We start from the raw sequence: 15,859 nt of genomic DNA on the forward strand, positions 1-15,859 counted from the left end.
CCCTCCCTCTAATTTCTGTCAGGCGACAGAAATAGCCAGACATACCAGCCGAGAGCCGGAGGAGGCACACCGCCATGGCCACCGCGACGACATACGGAGCCCGCGACCACGCCCGCGCCCAGGACGGCGCCCGCGCCGAGGCCATGCCGGTGGTGCCGGCCACCGACTGGCCGGAGCCGCCGTGCGAGGCCGGACATCTGGTGTGGGCCGAGACCGTGGCGGGCGGCAACTACACGCACCGCGTCCTCGCCCGCGGCACAGAGCTGCGCATGACCGATCCGTACGGCGACGCCTGCGCCCATCTGACCCTCCATGCCGACGGCCGCCCCTGGGAGCGCCTCAACGCCGCGGACACGGTCAAGGTCCAGTGGAACGCCTACCTCCGCGCCGGCCGGCTGCTCCTCTCCGACCAGGGCCGCGTACTGGCGACCCTGATCGGCGACACCGGCGGCCGCCACGACGCCCTCTGCGGTACCTCCACCCTCGTACGCAACACCGAGCGATACGGGGACGGCACACCCCAGTCCGACTCCCCGGCAGGCCGCGAGCTGCTCAAGCTCGCCGCGCTCAAGAACGGCCTGGAGCCGCGCGATCTCCCGCCCTCGGTCTCCTTCTTCCAGGGCGTGGAGGTACGCGACGACGGCGCCCTCGACTTCACCGGCTCCGCCGGCCCCGCCGCATCCGTCACCCTCCGCGCCGAGCAGGACCTGATCGTGCTGATCGCGAACGTCCCGCATCCCCTCGACCCGCGTCCCGGCTACACCAGCACCCCGCTGGAGGTCCTCGCCTGGCGGGCCGCACCCACCCGCCCCGGCGATCCCATGTGGGACGCCTGCCCCGAAGGCCGCCGCGCCTTCCTCAACACCACCGAGTTCCTTGCCGCGAGGGGGCAGTCATGACCGTCGTACCCGCACGCGCCGCCTGGTCCGCCGTCATCCACAAGGGAGCGCGGCTCACGATCACCGATCTGCACGGCAACCAGGCCGTGGACTTCCTCGTCTACGACGCCCACGACACCACCGTCCGCTACAGCGCCCCGGACACCGTCCACGCCCAGGGGAACATCTTCCTCACCACCGGCAGCGTGCTGATGTCGAACGAGCACACGCCGCTGATGACGGTCACCGAGGACACCTGCGGCCGCCACGACACGCTGGGCGGCGCCTGCTCCAAGGAGTCCAACACCCTGCGCTACGGGCACCACACCTGGTCCCAGCACGCCTGCGTCGACAACTTCCTGGCGGAGGGGGCGCGTTACGGACTCGGAAAGGGGGATCTGGTCTCCAACATCAACTGGTACATGAACGTCCCCGTCGAGAAGGACGGCACCCTCGGCATTGTGGACGGCATATCCGCGCCCGGCCTGCGCGTCGCCCTGCGCGCCGAGACCGACGTCCTCGTGCTCGTCTCCAACTGCCCGCAGATCAACAACCCTTGCAACGGCTTCGAGCCGACCGCTGTCGAGATGACGATCAGCGAGGCCACCGCATGACGGCCGCAATGACCGACGCGGCGCCCGCATTCGACACGCTGCTCGTCGCCAACCGGGGCGAGATCGCCGTACGCATCATCCGCACGGCCCGCCGCCTCGGCCTGCGTACCGTCGCCGTCTTCTCCGATCCCGACCGCTCCGCGCCCCATGTGCGCCTCGCCGACGAAGCGGTGCGGCTGGGCCCCGCGCCCGCCAAGGAGTCGTACCTCGACGCCGATCTCGTACTCAAGGCCGCGAAGGACACCGGCGCGGGAGCCATCCACCCCGGCTACGGCTTCCTGTCCGAGGACGCCGCCTTCGCGCGCCGCTGCGAGGACGCGGGGATCGTCTTCGTCGGACCGACCGCCGAGCAGCTGGAGCTCTTCGGCGCGAAGCACACCGCACGGGCCGCTGCCGAGGCCGCTGGCGTTCCCCTGGCCCCCGGCACCGGCCTGCTGCCCGATGTCGCCGCCGCGCTGGCGGCCGCCGACGGCATCGGCTACCCGGTCATGCTCAAGGCGACCGGCGGAGGCGGAGGCATCGGCATGCAGGCCGTGTACGACGCCGACGGTCTCGCGGACGCGTGGGAGCGGGTGCAGCGGGTCGCCGCGGCCTCCTTCTCATCGGCCGGGGTCTTCCTGGAACGCCTCGTCGAGCACGCCCGCCATGTCGAAGTGCAGGTCTTCGGCGACGGACAGGGCCGTGTGGTCACCTTCGGCGACCGGGACTGCTCGCTCCAGCGCCGCAACCAGAAGGTGCTCGAAGAAGCACCGGCGCCGGGCCTGCCCGCTTCCGTACGCAGCCAACTGGCGGTATCCGCCGAGCAGTTGTGCGCATCGGTCGGCTACCGCTCGGCCGGCACCGTCGAGTTCGTGTACGACGCGGCTCGCGAGGAGGCGTACTTCCTGGAGGTCAACACCCGTCTCCAGGTGGAGCATCCCGTCACCGAGGAGATCTACGGGGTCGATCTCGTCGAGTGGATGCTGCGTCTCGCCCAGGGCGACACGTCCGTCGTACGGGAGCCGGGCACACCGAGCGGCCACGCCGTCGAGGCACGCGTCTACGCCGAGGACCCGAGCCGCGACCACCGCCCGAGCGCCGGGCTGCTGACCCGGGTGTCCTTCCCCGGGGACGTACGCGTCGACGCGTGGATCGAGACGGGGACGGAGGTGACGACGTCGTACGACCCGATGCTGGCCAAAGTGGTGGCGTACGGAACCGATCGCGCCGACGCCTTCGCCCGCCTCGACGCCGCGCTGGCCGCGACGCGCGTCGACGGCATCGAGACGAACCTGGGCCTGGTGCGGGCCGCGCTCGCGGACGCGTCCGTGCGGGCCGCCGGGCACACGACCGCGACGCTGGCGACGATCGCCGACCCCACGCCTCGTATCGAAGTCATGGCCGCCGGGACGCTCACCACCGTGCAGGACTGGCCGGGCCGCACGGGCTACTGGCAGGTCGGCGTCCCGCCGTCCGGGCCGATGGACGACCTCTCCTTCCGCCTCGGCAACCGGGCGCTGGGCAACGACGAGGGCGCGCCGGGCCTGGAGTGCACGCTTCAGGGGCCGACGCTGCGCTTCACGCAGGCGACGACCGTCTGCGTCACGGGCACGCCCGCGCCGGTCACGGTGGACGGCCAGCCGGCGCCGCAGTGGGAGCCGTTCACCGTCCCGGCCGGCTCGTCGCTGGCAGTCGGCGCCCCCGCGGACCGGGGCCTGCGCACCTATGTCCTGTTCGCAGGCGGTCTGGATGTCCCCGGCTTCCTCGGCAGCACGGCGACGTTCACCCTGGGCCGCTTCGGCGGCCACGGGGGCCGGGAGCTGCGCACCGGGGATGTCCTGCACGGCTGCTCCGCCACAGCACGGGGTGGGGCGGTCCCGCCCGGCGACCGTCCCGCGTTCGGCGAGGAGTGGCACATCGCGGTCGCCGAAGGCCCGCACGCCGCACCGGAGTTCTTCACGGAGGAGGACATCCATGACTTCTACGCCGCCGAATGGAAGGTCCACTTCAACTCCGCGCGGACGGGCGTACGGCTGATCGGGCCGAAGCCGCGCTGGGCACGTGCGGACGGCGGCGAGGCGGGCCTGCACCCCTCCAACATCCACGACACTCCGTACTCGGTCGGGGCGGTCGACTACACCGGTGACATGCCGGTCCTGCTCGGGCCGGACGGCCCCTCGCTCGGGGGCTTCGTCTGCCCGGCGACGATCCTGACGTCCGAACGCTGGAAGCTCGGCCAGCTGCGCCCCGGCGACACGGTCAGGTTCCTGCCCGTGACCGTCGAGGGCGACGAGCGTCCGGTCATCGTCGACGGCGGGATTCTGGGGCGGGGCGATTCGGTGACGTACCGCCGCAGCGGAGACGACAACGTCCTGGTCGAGTACGGCGAGATGCAGTTGGACCTCGCCCTGCGGATGCGGGTCCACGCACTCGCGGAGGCTGTCGAGGCGGAGGGGCTTGCGGGCGTGGTGGATCTGACGCCCGGCATCCGCTCGCTCCAGATCCACACGGACCCCTCGGTGCTGCCCCAGCAGACCCTGCTGGGGGTCCTGACCCGCATCGAGTCCGAACTCCCTCCCACAGACGCCCTGGTGGTGCCATCCCGAACCGTGCATCTCCCGCTCTCCTGGGACGATCCGGCGACGCGCGAGGCGATCGCCCGCTATATGGCGGGCGTACGGGACGATGCGCCCTGGTGCCCGTGGAACATCGAGTTCATCCGCCGCGTCAACGGTCTCGACTCGGTGGACGACGTCTACAGGACGGTGTTCGACGCCGAATATCTCGTACTGGGCCTGGGCGACGTCTACTTGGGCGCGCCGGTCGCCACGCCGCTCGACCCACGCCATCGCCTGGTGACCACGAAGTACAACCCGGCGAGAACCTGGACCGCGGAGAACTCGGTCGGCATCGGGGGCGCGTATCTGTGCGTGTACGGGATGGAGGGCCCGGGCGGCTACCAGTTCGTGGGCCGTACGACCCAGGTGTGGTCCCGCTGGCAGGAACGCCCGTGGCTGCTGCGCTTCTTCGACCGGATCACGTGGTATCCGGTCGGCGCGGACGAACTCCTCGAGCTCCGCGCGGACATGGCGGCCGGCCGCTTCACGCCCCGCATCGAGAAGGGCGTCTTCTCCCTCGCGGACTACCAGGACTTCCTCGCCGAGAACGCGGCGGCGATCGCGTCGTTCCGCGCCCGCCAGGCCCGCGCCTTCGCCGAGGAACGCGCCGCGTGGGAGGCGTCGGGCGAATTCGCCCGCACGGAGGGGGCTGCCGAGCTCCCGGCTCCTCGCGCGGAACTGGACATCCCGCCGGGCGGCCGGGTGGTGGAGGCCGAATTCGCGGCTTCCGTCTGGCAGCTGAACGTGACGGAGGGCACGGAGGTCGCCACGGGGGACGCGCTGCTGACCCTGGAGGCCATGAAGATGGAATCCCGCGTCTGCGCGCCGTCGCCGGGCGTGATCACCCAGTTCCTGGTCACCTCCGGCACCCAGGTGGAAGCGGGCACGCCACTGCTGATCCTCACCCCGGTGGAGAGTTGACCGGCCCCCAACACCCTGCGGGCAGCGGTCCGGGGCGCGGGTTCCGGGCTCGCCCGCTCCGCCGGGCGCCGTCGGCCGGGGTGCGGGTTTCGGGCATGCCCGCTCCGCGGGGCGCGGTGGTTCAGGGTGCGGGTTTCGGGCTTGCCCGCTCCGCCGGGCGCCGTCGGCCGGGGTGCGGGTTTCGGGCATGCCCGCTCCGCGGGGCGCGGTGGTTCGGGGTGCGGGTTTCGGGCTTGCCCGGGGCCGCGTTGGTTGCCGTCTGGGGCCGCTTCGGGGCTCGTGTCCTGGACTGCTTTCCTCACCGCGCTTCGCGCGAGCTGCGCCGCTTTACGTCCAGAACACGACCCCTGCGCGTCCGCCGCCTCGCTGAACGACCCCGGGTGCGCCGTTCCGGCTTGTCTGAGCCGCCTGTGCGGTTTGCCCGCGAAACCCACCACCGGCAGCAACCACCAACGCCCCCTGGCCCACGCCAGCCACGAACCCGCTCACGCCGCGTCGGGGGTCGTGCCCCGGACGCCCGCGCCGCCGCCCCGTCTCGCACCCCCAAGGAGCCGCCCCATGCCCACCCCCGCCCTCACCCGCGTCCGCGGTGCCTACGACCTCATCGAGCGCGCCTCCCGCCCCGACATCTGGATCGGCCTCCGGTCCCGCGCCGACGTGGAGGCGGACGCCCGTGACATCGACAGGCGCCTGGCCGCCGGTGCACACCTCCCCCTCGCCGGGCGCACCCTCGCCGTCAAGGGGAACATCGACGTCCACGGCATCCCCACCACCGCCGGCTGCCCCTCCTACGCGTACGACCCGCCCGCCGACTCCCCCGCCGTCGCCCGGCTCAGGTCCGCCGGTGCCGTCGTGCTGGGGAGCACGAACATGGACCAGTTCGCCACCGGCCTCGTCGGCACGCGTTCGCCGTACGGGGCGGTCAGCAGCGCCGCCCACCCCACCCATGTATCCGGCGGATCAAGCTCCGGATCCGCCGTCGCTGTCGCCCTCGGCATCGCCGACATCGCGCTCGGCACGGACACCGCGGGCTCCGGCCGTGTCCCCGCCGCCTTCAACGGGATCGTCGGTCTGAAGCCGACCCGCGGCCTCGTACCCACCGACGGCGTGGTCCCGGCCTGCGCCAGTCTCGACTGCGTGAGCGTCTTCGCCCGTACGCTCCCCGAGGCGGAGCTCGCCCTCGCCCTCGTCGCAACGCCGCCGGGCCGCGCGGCCCCGGACCGCATTCCCGGCCCCTGGCGGGTCGCCGTGCCGCAGGCCGAGCAGCTCGGGCCGATGGACGAGGGCTGGGCCGAGGCGTACGAAGCGGCAGCTCAGCGCCTCGCCGAGGCCGGGGCCCAGCTCGCGCCCATCGACCTCAGCCCCTTCACCGAGGCCGCCGCGATGCTCTACGAGGGCGCGTTCGTCGCCGAGCGCTACACCGCTGTAGGGGAATTCGTCGACAAGGCGACACCCGATCTCGATCCCACCGTTGCCGCCATCATCCGCGGCGCCCGCGACATCCCCGCCCACCGGCTGTTCGCCGATCAGGCCCGCCTCGCCGACCTCCGCGCCCGCGCCATGGCGGCCCTGGCAAGGACGGATGCGGACGCGCTTCTGCTGCCGACCGCCGCCGGTCACCCCACCCTCGCCGAGGTCGCCGCCGATCCGGTCGGGGCAAACACCCGGCTCGGCCGGTTCACCAACTCCACCAACCTCTTCGACCTCGCCGCCGTCGCCGTTCCCGCGGGCGAGGTGGACGGCCGCCCGTTCGGCGTGATGCTGGTCGGCCCCGCCGGTTCCGACGACCGCCTCGCGCGGATCGCGGCCCGTCTCACCCCGCCCGCCCGTCTCACCGTCGTCGGCGCCCACCTCAGCGGCCAGCCCCTCAACCACCAACTCCTAGCCCTCGGCGCCAGGTTGACCGCCACCACCACGACCGCCCCCGCCTACCGCCTCTTCGCCCTGCGCACCGACCCGCCCAAGCCGGGCCTCGTCCACGTGGGCACCGGCGAAAGCGGCGGCCGGAAGATCGAGGCCGAGATCTGGGAACTGCCCCCGGAGGGCCTCGGCGCGCTCACCGCAGCCCTCCCCCGCCCCATGGCGATCGGCCGGGTGGAGCTTGCCGACGGCACCACCACGCCCGGTTTCCTGTGCGAACCGAGCGCGCTCTACGACGCCGAGGACATCACCGAGTACGGCGGCTGGCGTGCGTACAGAAACAGTTGACTCGGCCCCAACACACCTGTTCCACTGAGCAGATGCGTCCTCGGCTGCGGCTGGTCACCCGCGACCACATCGACTTCGGTCGAGTGTGGTCCGCCTCGTGTTGCCTCTGACGGCACCAGCACAGGAGACCACCATCCCGGCACGAGATATGAGGCCGCACCATGCCCGTCGAGTTCCTCGGCATCGCAGCAACCAATGAAGGCTCCGAAGTCACGCCCCGGTCCGGCCCGTCCTTCGACAAGGAGTACACGCTCAAGCTCGCCCGCGCCCACGAGGACCACGGCTGGGACCGCGTCCTGTTCGCGTACGGATCGGGCTCGCCCGACCCCTCCCCCGCCGCCGCGTACATCGCCGCCCGTACCGACAGGCTCCAGATCCTCGTCGCGCACCGCCCGAACGTCTCGTACCCGACGTTCGCGGCGAAGACCTTCGCCACCCTCGACCGCATCAGCGACGGCCGTCTCGCCGTCCACTTCATCACCGGCGGCAACGACCACGAGCAGCAGCGCGAGGGCGACTTCCTCACGAAGCACGAGCGCTACGCCCGTACCCGCGAGGCCATCCAGATCATCAAGAAGGCCTGGACGAGCCATGAGCCCTTCGATCACGAGGGCACGCACTACCGCTTCAGCGATTTCGTCAGCGACACCTTCCCCGTACAACAGCCGCATCCACGCGTCTCGTTCGGCGGTTCATCGTCCGCGGCGTACGCGGCCGGCGGCGCCGAGGCGGACATCTACTGCCTGTGGGGCGAGCCCCTCGCCGAGACCGCGCAGCAGATCGAGTCGGTGAAGGCGGCCGCGAAGGCCGCGGGCCGCAGCGACGTACCCAAGATCCAGGTAGCGTTCCGGCCGATCATCGCGCCGACCGAGGAACTCGCCTGGGAGAAGGCGCACCGCACCCTCGACCGGATCAAGGCGCGCAAGGCGGGCGCTCAGCTCAGCCGTCGCCACCCGCTCAAGAACCCGGAGAACGCGGGCTCCCAGCGCCTGCTCGCCGTCGCGGACCGGGGCGAGCGTCACGACCGGGCGCTGTGGACCCCGACCGCCGCCGAGACGGGTGGCGCGGGCAACTCCACCGCGCTCGTTGGCACGCCCGAGACAGTCGCGCAGGCGCTGCTCGACTACTACGACCTCGGGGTCGAGATCCTCTCCGCCCGCGGCTACGACCTGCTGGACGACGCGATCGACTTCGGCCGCCATGTGATCCCGATCGTGCGCGAGGAGGTCGCCAAGCGCGACGCGGCGAAGGCCGCGGCCTGACTCTGCGTGGACAGCCCTCCACACCCGGCGGAAGATGGAGCAAAGAGGGAATTATGGGGACGGAAGGTGTGATCCGCTATGGCCGAACACCCGGACAGCGCCCTGGTACGCCGGGGCTACGCAGCGTTCGGAACAGGTGACATGGAGACACTCGGCTCCTTGATGACGACGGATGTCGTCCATCACGTGCCCGGAAACAACCCGCTATCCGGGCACCACAAGGGCCGCGATGCCGTTCTCGGGTTTTACCGGCGCCTGGGCGAGGAGACCAACGGCAGCATGCAGGTCGAACTCGAAGCGGTCATGGCCGACGGGCGCGGGCATGTCATGTCCTTCCACACGGCCCGGGCCGACCGGGGCGACATCGGCATCGAGATCCGCGAGGGTCTCTTCTTCACGATCGTCGGCGGCAAGATCACCGACATCGACCAGTGCACCGAGGACATAGACGAGGAAGACAAGTTCTGGAGCTGACCGGGCACTTCGGCCCCGTCCGCCGCCGAAAGCGGTGAACGGGGCCGTCGCGCGTTCCGGCCGGTCAGCCGACCGAGCTGTACGCCACCACACCGCGCAGCAGCGCGTCGACCGCCCTGCGCGCGTTCTTCGCGACCGTGCTGCCCTCCCGCGGCGCCGCCGCCGCGATCTGCCCGAGCACATCGATGACCTGCTTCGACCACCGTACGAAGTCACCCGCGGGCATTCCCGCCTCACGCAGCACCTCATCCAGGGACCTGTCCGAGGCCCACTGATACGCGGCCCAGGCAAAGCCGAGGTCGGGCTCGCGCTGTCCGACACCCTCCGCCTGGTTGATCTTGAACTCTTCCTCCAGCGCGTCGAGACGCCCCCAGATGTGGACCATCTCGCCGAGCGCGGCCTTCGCCTGCCCCGCCGGGACCTTGGGTGCGACCGCATCGTCCGACTGGCGCGACTCGTACACCAACGCCGAGACACATGCCGCCAGTTCGGCCGGGCTGAGCCCCTCCCACACACCGTCGCGCAGGCATTCGCTCGCCAGCAGATCCAGCTCTCCGTACAACCGGGCGAGCCGCTTTCCGTGCTCGGTGACCTCGTCGCCGCGCAGATAGTCCAGCTCGGTCAGCAGCGCCACGATCCGGTCGAAGGTACGCGCGATGGTGTTCGTCCGGCCTTCGATACGACGCTCCAGCTGGTACGTGTCCCGCTGCAGCCGGTGGTAACGCTCCGCCCACCGCGCATGGTCCTCGCGCTCGTCGCAGCCGTGGCAGGGATGCGCCCGCAGCTCCGTGCGCAGTCGCGCGATCTCGCGGTCGTCGGCGGCGGCCGCCCGCCCCTTGCGGTGCCGCTCGGGCGCGATGTGCCCGGCCTTCGTCCGCAGTGCGGAGGCCAGATCGCGGCGGGACTGCGGGGAGCGCGGATTGAAGGACTTGGGAATCCGCATCCGTTCCAGCGCCTCGACCGGAACCGGGAAGTCCATCGACGCCAGCCGCTTGACCTGCCGTTCGGCGGTCAGCACCAGCGGCCGCGGACCGTCGTGATGCTCGAATCCGCGGTGTCCGTTGCTCCGTCCCGCCGGAATCCCCGGGTCGAGGACGAGCGCGAGCCCCGCGAACTTGCCGGTCGGGACATGGATGACATCGCCCGGCTTCAGCTTCTCCAGCGAGGAGGCGGCGGCCGCCCGGCGCTGGGCCGCTCCCTGCTTGGCCAGTTCCGTCTCGCGGTCCTTGAGGTCGCGGCGCAGCCGCGCGTACTCCTCGAAGTCCCCCAAGTGGCAGGTCATGCCCTCGCGGTAGCCCTCGAGCCCCTCTTCGTTCCGCTGGACCTGGCGGGAGATGCCGACGACGGACTTGTCCGCCTGGAACTGCGCGAACGACGTCTCGAGCAGCTCGCGCGAGCGGTGCCGCCCGAACTGCTGCACAAGATTGACGGCCATGTTGTACGAGGGCCTGAAGCTGGAGCGCAGAGGGTAGGTGCGGGTGCCCGCGAGTCCGGCGAGCCCGACGGGATCCATGGCCCGCTGCCACAGCACCACCGCATGGCCCTCGACGTCGATGCCGCGCCGCCCGGCCCGTCCGGTGAGCTGGGTGTACTCACCGGGGGTGATGTCGGCGTGCTGCTCGCCGTTCCATTTGACGAGCTTCTCCAACACCACAGAGCGAGCAGGCATGTTGATGCCGAGCGCAAGGGTCTCGGTCGCGAAGACGGCCTTCACCAGACCGCGGACGAAGAGCTCTTCGACGACCTCCTTGAAGGTCGGCAGCATGCCCGCGTGGTGTGCGGCGATGCCCCGCTCAAGTCCTTCCAACCACTCGTAATAGCCGAGGACATGGAGGTCCTCGGACGGGATGGAGGCGGTCCGCGCCTCGACGATCTCGCGCACCCTCGCCCGCGCCGCGTCGTCGTTCAGCCGCAGTCCCGCGTACAGGCACTGCTGTACGGCGGCCTCGCAGCCCGCGCGGCTGAAGATGAAGGTGATGGCGGGCAACAGCCCTTCCGCATCCAGCCGTTCGATGACCTCGGGCCGTCCCGGTGTCCAGATCCGGCTGCGCTGACGCCGCTCGCGCTCCCGGTCCGCCTCGCGCACCATCTTTCCGCGGCGGCGGTCCTTGGGGTTGTACGTACGCTGGTTCTCCATCCGCGCGAGGCGGACGAGATCGGGGTTGACCTCGCGCCGTCCGGCGCCGCGGCCGCCGTGGTCGGTCTCCTCCTCGAAGAGGTCGTACATCCGGCGGCCGGCCATGACGTGCTGCCACAGCGGCACGGGCCGTTCCTCGGCGACGATGACCTCGGTGTCGCCGCGGACGGTGTCCAGCCAGTCGCCGAACTCCTCGGCATTGGACACGGTCGCCGACAGGGACACCAGCGTCACCGACGGAGGGAGGTGAATGATCACTTCCTCCCACACGGCCCCGCGAAAGCGGTCGGACAGGTAGTGCACCTCGTCCATCACCACATAGCCGAGGCCGAGCAGCGACTGCGAGCCCGCGTACAGCATGTTGCGCAGCACCTCGGTGGTCATCACGACCACGGGCGCTTCGGAGTTGACGCTGTTGTCGCCGGTGAGCAGGCCGACCTTCTCCGACCCGTACCGCTTGGCCAGGTCGGTGTACTTCTGGTTGGACAGAGCCTTGATCGGCGTGGTGTAGAAGCATTTGCGGCCCTGCTCAAGGGCCAGATGGACGGCGAATTCGCCGACGATGGTCTTGCCGGAGCCGGTGGGCGCGGCGACGAGCACGCCCTTGCCGGCCTCCAGGGCCTGACAGGCTTCGATCTGGAAGGGGTCCAGGTCGAATTCGTACATCGCGCGGAAGGGGGCCAGCGCAGTGGCCTCCTCAACAGCGCGGATGCGGGCGGCGGCGTAGCGCTCGGCGGGAGAGAGGTCCTCGGTCATCTTGCTCACGAGCCTACCCGCCGCCTCTGACAGTGAGGCGATCTTTAATTGACCGGGGCAAGCACCCTCTAGGCCCTGTCCGGGGAATCGATCGGGGCCAGTACCCGCACCGCACCGGGCACGCACTCGGCCGTCAGCGGCAGTGCACCCAGCGGCTCACCGTCGGCGTATCCCGTGACCCCGTCGGCCTGGAGCGTGATCGTCCGGACACGGTAGGTGCTCACCTTGGGGTGGTTGAGGTGCGTTCCCTTGTAGACCTGCGGAAACACCCTGAGCAGGGTTGTACGCGTACAGTCGCCGACCACCGTCACATCGAAGAGTCCGTCGTCCATGCGGGCGCCGGAGCAGATCCGCATGCCGCCGCCGTACGAGGAGCCGTTGCCCACAGCGACAAGGGTGGCCTCGATCTCCCGGACCTCTCCGTCGTCGAGGGTGATCCGGTACGGGATGGGTTTGAAGGCCGCCAGCTCGGCGACCATCGCCAGGTCGTACTTGAAGCGTCCGCTGGGCCACCGCATCCGGTTGCCCCGGTCGTTGACCCGCGAGTCGAAGCCGGAGGCGAGGATGGTCCCGAACCACTTCTCCCCCACGCGCCCCAGATCCACCTCCCGTATCCGGTCGCCCTTGAGCGCATCGGCGACCAGGCGCCCGGCGGCCGACGGGTCGCGTACGGGCAGCCCGAGAGCGCGGGCGAAGTCATTGCCGGTCCCGACGGCGACCACGCCGAGCGGCGTCCGGGTGCCGGCGACGGCCTGCAGGGCGAGCGACATCATCCCGTCGCCACCGACGGAAACGAGAGCCCCGGTTCCGCCGGCGACCGCTTCCCGCGCCCGCCGCAGGGCGTCGTCGGCATCCTCGCCGAGGACCGTGCGTACGGAGAATCCGGCCTCGCGCAGGGCACGGGCGGCGGGCTGCGCGGCGTGTGCGCCACGGCCGCGGCCCGCGGTGGGATTGACGAAGAGGGTGATCTCGCTGGTCACCCGCGCGAGGGTACTGCACTGCCCACGCAAAGGGGCCGGATGGATTCCATCCGGCCCCTCGCTCCTGTCCACGCCTGGTTCGCGTGTCAGGTGATGTCGTCGTAACCGTTGAGCCGCTCCGACCGACTGCCGTCCGCCTGCTCGGGCAGGGCACGGCTGGCCGGTACGGACTCGATCGCCCCGATGTCCTCGGGGGCGAGGTCGAGGTCGGACGCCTCGTCGTCGTCCAGCTCGGCATCGGTGTCGTTGCGGCGCCGCCGCTTGTCGTTGAGCAGGGCGATGCCGACCGCCATGAAGTACAGGACGATGATCGGTCCCGCCAGCGCGATCATGCCCAGGGGGTCGGTGGACGGGGTGGCCACGGCACCGAAGATGAAGATGCCCATGACAACACCGCGCCACCAGCCGGCCATCCGGCTTCCGGTGACCACTCCGGCCGTATTCAGCATGACCAGCAGCAGCGGCAGCTCGAAGGAGAAGCCGAAGATCAGCACCATCCGGACGGCGAAGTCCAGGATCTTGTCGACCTCGAGGAAGTTCGCTGCGGTGTCCGGGGTGATGCTCAGCAGCACCTTCATGCTCACCGGCATGATCACGAACGCGAGGTAGGCACCGGCGCCGAAGAGCGGAACGGCTGCGGCGGCGAAGAAGTACGTGTACTTCTTCTCGTTCTTGTGCAGGCCCGGGGCCACAAAGGCCCACAGCTGGTACAGCCAGACCGGGCAGGCCGCGATGATGCCCGCCATCATGACCACCTTCACCGTGGTGGTGAACGGGGACAGCAGGTCGGTGTACACGATCGTGGCGCACTTGCCGCCGGTCTCGAGCTGTCCCGGTGCACATGCGTGGACTGGCGAGGCCAGGATCCGCATCAGGTCCTGGCTGTAGAACGCGGCCACGACGGACGCGATCGTGACCGCCAGCATCGCCTTCGCAAGCCGGTTGCGCAGCTCACGCAGATGGTCCGCGAGCGGCATCCGCCCCTCGGGGTCCTTCTCCTTCTGATTAGAGCGGGCAGGCTTGAGCAACCCACGTCCTCATCTCGTGCGGCAGGCCGCTGCGGGCAGCCTTGGGGTCAGCGCTGGGGGGTGGTGTCGGTCGGCTCGGTCACGGGGCGAGCGCTCGTCACATCGCCGGGCGACGCCTGGATCGTCCGAGGAGCGGCCTGACCCTGGGCCGGGTCCTGCGGCGGGTCGGCAGGGGTGGCAGCCGGCTGACCCTCCGACTTCATCGCCTTGGCCTCGCTCTTGAGGATCCGGGCCGACTTGCCCAGCGAACGGGCCATCTCGGGAAGCTTCTTGGCCCCGAAGAGCAGCACGACGACGAGGAGAATGAGACTGATCTCGAGGGGACCGATCTGTCGGAACATAACTGGTGTCTACCTTCTCACCGAGGCGGCATGGGGCTGAGCTGCTGATCGCGGTGGACGTGTGTCCGAGCCGCGACCGGCTGCGATCGTAACTCTCACGGGTAAACGCAGGGCAATCCCCTTGCATACTCCCGTTGCGGCCGGCGCCTCATTGCCTGTTGCCGCCACCTATCAGCCTACCGCCCGGCCCACCGGCGCGTCAGAGTGCACCCGCGCTAGCTCAGCCCTTCACCGGTACGGGCCAGATCGGTCGCAGCATGCTCCAGATCCTCCGCCGCGCGGTTGATCCGCTCGGTGGTGCTGGCCACCTCACGCCCCAGGCGCTGGGCCTCGACGAAGACCCGGATGCCGAGGATTCCGAGCACGGCGATCCCGAGGAAGCCGAGGGCGATGGCGAGCATGGGCCAGAACATGCGCAGAGCCTAGACCGTTCTAGACGGTGGAGTGCAGGCGCAGCGTCCGCACTCCGCCGCCGGTGAGGAGTTCGACGATGCGTTCCCCGGCCGGCTTGCGCACGGCCGTGTCGCACTCGGGACAGGTGAAGGAGTAGAAGGTGGTGCGACGGCTGGCGCCGATGGCCAGTCGCAGCGCCCCCGCCGAGAGCTCGAAGCGGGCCCGGCACTCGGGGCACGCGGCCTTGAAGAGGACCGGGCCCACCTGGGCCGGAATGGAAGACATCAGGGACATCTGGCGCAGATCTCCTTATTCCTGACCGTCATAGGCCTCGAGCGCCTCACGCGCCGCCTGCCGGGCGCTGTCCGCCAGATCCCGCGGCGAGACGATCCGCCCGTCCTGCCCCAGCCGCAGGGCGAGCCGTCGCAGCGAGGCGGGAGCAGGCGTACGCAGCGTGATGCGCAGCCCGCCGTCGGGCAGCTCCTCCGCGCTGTCGTGCGGGTAGTACTCCGCGACCCATCGCCCGCCGGGGCCGACCTCGACCACCACGTCGGGATCGTCGGCGGACGGCTGGACCAGGCCCTCCGAAAGATCACGCAGCTCGATCTCGGGCGGCGCGGCGGGTGCGTCGAGCAGCCTGATCTCCGCCACCCGGTCGAGCCGGAAGGTCCGGCGCGCCTCGGAGAGACGGCACCAGGCCTCCATGTACGTATGTCCCACGGCGAACAGCCGGATCGGGTCGACCTCGCGCTCGGTGAGCTCGTCGCGCGCGGGCGAGTAGTACTTCAGCCACAGCCTGCGCCGCTCCGAGATCGCCCGGTCGACCTCGGCGAAGACACCGCCCTCGGACTCGAAAGTGACCGACAGCCGGGAGCTGGCCCCGGCCACCTCACCCGCGGCGGTCTCCAGCTTGGCGGTGGCCCGCAGCAGTGCCTGCCGGTCGCTCTCGCGCAGTCCGGGCAGCGTGGCCACGGCACGCGCTGCGACCAGCAGCGCGGTCGCCTCGTCGGCCGCCAGCCGCAGCGGCTCGGCGACATCGTCGGGGTTGTGCCACCAGATGCGGTCACCGTCGGTGTCGATGTCGAGCAGATCGCCGCCGCGGAAGCTGGTCCCGCACATGGGCAGTACGTCGAGGTCGGAGATCAGCTCGTCCTCGGTGATCCCGAAGGCCCGGGCGACGTCGCCGACGCGCGCGCCGGGGCGCTCCCGCAGATACGTCACCAGCGAGAGCATCCGCCGGGTCTGGTCAATGGCATTGGCGGCCATGGTT

Annotated in this window: 13 protein-coding genes; 6 read left to right on the forward strand and 7 right to left on the reverse strand. The window is 70.6% G+C overall.

Annotation, left to right across the window (positions count from 1 at the left end):
* Positions 1-74 precede the first annotated feature (74 nt).
* The 6 genes from ABZS64_RS29805 to ABZS64_RS29830 all read left to right on the forward strand — a co-directional run bounded on the left by ABZS64_RS29805 (position 75) and on the right by ABZS64_RS29830 (position 8,954).
* The gene (locus ABZS64_RS29805; RefSeq protein WP_355836334.1) at positions 75-899 is read left to right on the forward strand and encodes an urea amidolyase associated protein UAAP1; all 825 of its coding nucleotides are present in this window, start codon (positions 75-77) and stop codon (positions 897-899) included.
* Positions 896-1,492: an urea amidolyase associated protein UAAP2 gene (locus ABZS64_RS29810; RefSeq protein WP_355836337.1), complete on the forward strand. Its 597-nt coding sequence runs from the start codon at positions 896-898 to the stop codon at positions 1,490-1,492. The genes ABZS64_RS29805 and ABZS64_RS29810 overlap by 4 nt, the downstream gene beginning before the upstream one ends.
* Positions 1,489-5,010 carry a 5-oxoprolinase/urea amidolyase family protein gene (locus tag ABZS64_RS29815; protein ID WP_355836340.1) on the forward strand — a complete coding sequence of 1,174 codons (3,522 nt, stop codon included), beginning with the start codon at positions 1,489-1,491 and terminating at the stop codon, positions 5,008-5,010. The genes ABZS64_RS29810 and ABZS64_RS29815 overlap by 4 nt, the downstream gene beginning before the upstream one ends.
* A 558-nt stretch (positions 5,011-5,568) precedes the next feature.
* Entirely contained in the window at positions 5,569-7,218 is a 1,650-nt protein-coding gene (gene atzF, locus ABZS64_RS29820; protein ID WP_355836343.1) for an allophanate hydrolase, read from the forward strand.
* A gap of 161 nt (positions 7,219-7,379) precedes the next feature.
* On the forward strand, positions 7,380-8,480 hold the full coding sequence (locus ABZS64_RS29825) for an LLM class flavin-dependent oxidoreductase (protein WP_355836346.1): 1,101 nt from the start codon (positions 7,380-7,382) through the stop codon (positions 8,478-8,480).
* 78 nt (positions 8,481-8,558) lie between these two features.
* Entirely contained in the window at positions 8,559-8,954 is a 396-nt protein-coding gene (locus ABZS64_RS29830; RefSeq protein ID WP_355836349.1) for a nuclear transport factor 2 family protein, read from the forward strand.
* Positions 8,955-9,018: 64 nt separating this feature from the next.
* Here ABZS64_RS29830 and ABZS64_RS29835 read toward each other — a convergent pair whose 3' ends face one another.
* The 7 genes from ABZS64_RS29835 to ABZS64_RS29865 all read right to left on the reverse strand — a co-directional run bounded on the left by ABZS64_RS29835 (position 9,019) and on the right by ABZS64_RS29865 (position 15,855).
* Positions 9,019-11,847 (reverse strand): DEAD/DEAH box helicase, encoded by a 2,829-nt coding sequence (locus ABZS64_RS29835; protein WP_355836415.1) that lies wholly within the window; start codon positions 11,845-11,847, stop codon positions 9,019-9,021.
* 68 nt (positions 11,848-11,915) lie between these two features.
* Entirely contained in the window at positions 11,916-12,827 is a 912-nt protein-coding gene (locus ABZS64_RS29840; RefSeq protein WP_355836352.1) for a diacylglycerol kinase, read from the reverse strand.
* Between the two features lie 86 nt (positions 12,828-12,913).
* Positions 12,914-13,804 (reverse strand): twin-arginine translocase subunit TatC, encoded by an 891-nt coding sequence (gene tatC, locus ABZS64_RS29845; RefSeq protein WP_355836418.1) that lies wholly within the window; start codon positions 13,802-13,804, stop codon positions 12,914-12,916.
* A 98-nt stretch (positions 13,805-13,902) separates the two neighbouring features.
* On the reverse strand, positions 13,903-14,196 hold the full coding sequence (gene tatA / locus ABZS64_RS29850; protein ID WP_355836355.1) for a Sec-independent protein translocase subunit TatA: 294 nt from the start codon (positions 14,194-14,196) through the stop codon (positions 13,903-13,905).
* 215 nt (positions 14,197-14,411) lie between these two features.
* On the reverse strand, positions 14,412-14,609 hold the full coding sequence (locus tag ABZS64_RS29855; protein WP_355836358.1) for a hypothetical protein: 198 nt from the start codon (positions 14,607-14,609) through the stop codon (positions 14,412-14,414).
* Between the two features lie 19 nt (positions 14,610-14,628).
* A complete protein-coding gene (locus tag ABZS64_RS29860; RefSeq protein WP_355836360.1) occupies positions 14,629-14,883 on the reverse strand; it encodes a hypothetical protein in 255 nt (84 codons plus the stop codon).
* 15 nt (positions 14,884-14,898) lie between these two features.
* The gene (locus tag ABZS64_RS29865) at positions 14,899-15,855 is read right to left on the reverse strand and encodes a WYL domain-containing protein (protein WP_355836363.1); all 957 of its coding nucleotides are present in this window, start codon (positions 15,853-15,855) and stop codon (positions 14,899-14,901) included.
* Positions 15,856-15,859: the final 4 nt, after the last annotated feature.

The sequence above is a fragment of the Streptomyces sp. NPDC005408 genome, assembly GCF_040606445.1.
Lineage (GTDB): Bacteria > Actinomycetota > Actinomycetes > Streptomycetales > Streptomycetaceae > Streptomyces.

Bases quoted from the DNA above. Each gene is read 5' to 3' on its own strand.
- ABZS64_RS29835 (WP_355836415.1), bottom strand. From the start codon at position 11,847: ATGACCGAGGACCTCTCTCCCGCCGAGCGCTACGCCGCCGCCCGCATC.
- atzF (WP_355836343.1), top strand. From the start codon at position 5,569: ATGCCCACCCCCGCCCTCACCCGCGTCCGCGGTGCCTACGACCTCATC.
- ABZS64_RS29805 (WP_355836334.1), top strand. From the start codon at position 75: ATGGCCACCGCGACGACATACGGAGCCCGCGACCACGCCCGCGCCCAG.
- tatC (WP_355836418.1), bottom strand. From the start codon at position 13,804: ATGCCGCTCGCGGACCATCTGCGTGAGCTGCGCAACCGGCTTGCGAAG.
- ABZS64_RS29815 (WP_355836340.1), top strand. From the start codon at position 1,489: ATGACGGCCGCAATGACCGACGCGGCGCCCGCATTCGACACGCTGCTC.
- ABZS64_RS29830 (WP_355836349.1), top strand. From the start codon at position 8,559: ATGGCCGAACACCCGGACAGCGCCCTGGTACGCCGGGGCTACGCAGCG.
- ABZS64_RS29810 (WP_355836337.1), top strand. From the start codon at position 896: ATGACCGTCGTACCCGCACGCGCCGCCTGGTCCGCCGTCATCCACAAG.
- ABZS64_RS29865 (WP_355836363.1), bottom strand. From the start codon at position 15,855: ATGGCCGCCAATGCCATTGACCAGACCCGGCGGATGCTCTCGCTGGTG.
- ABZS64_RS29860 (WP_355836360.1), bottom strand. From the start codon at position 14,883: ATGTCCCTGATGTCTTCCATTCCGGCCCAGGTGGGCCCGGTCCTCTTC.
- ABZS64_RS29825 (WP_355836346.1), top strand. From the start codon at position 7,380: ATGCCCGTCGAGTTCCTCGGCATCGCAGCAACCAATGAAGGCTCCGAA.
- tatA (WP_355836355.1), bottom strand. From the start codon at position 14,196: ATGTTCCGACAGATCGGTCCCCTCGAGATCAGTCTCATTCTCCTCGTC.
- ABZS64_RS29855 (WP_355836358.1), bottom strand. From the start codon at position 14,609: ATGTTCTGGCCCATGCTCGCCATCGCCCTCGGCTTCCTCGGGATCGCC.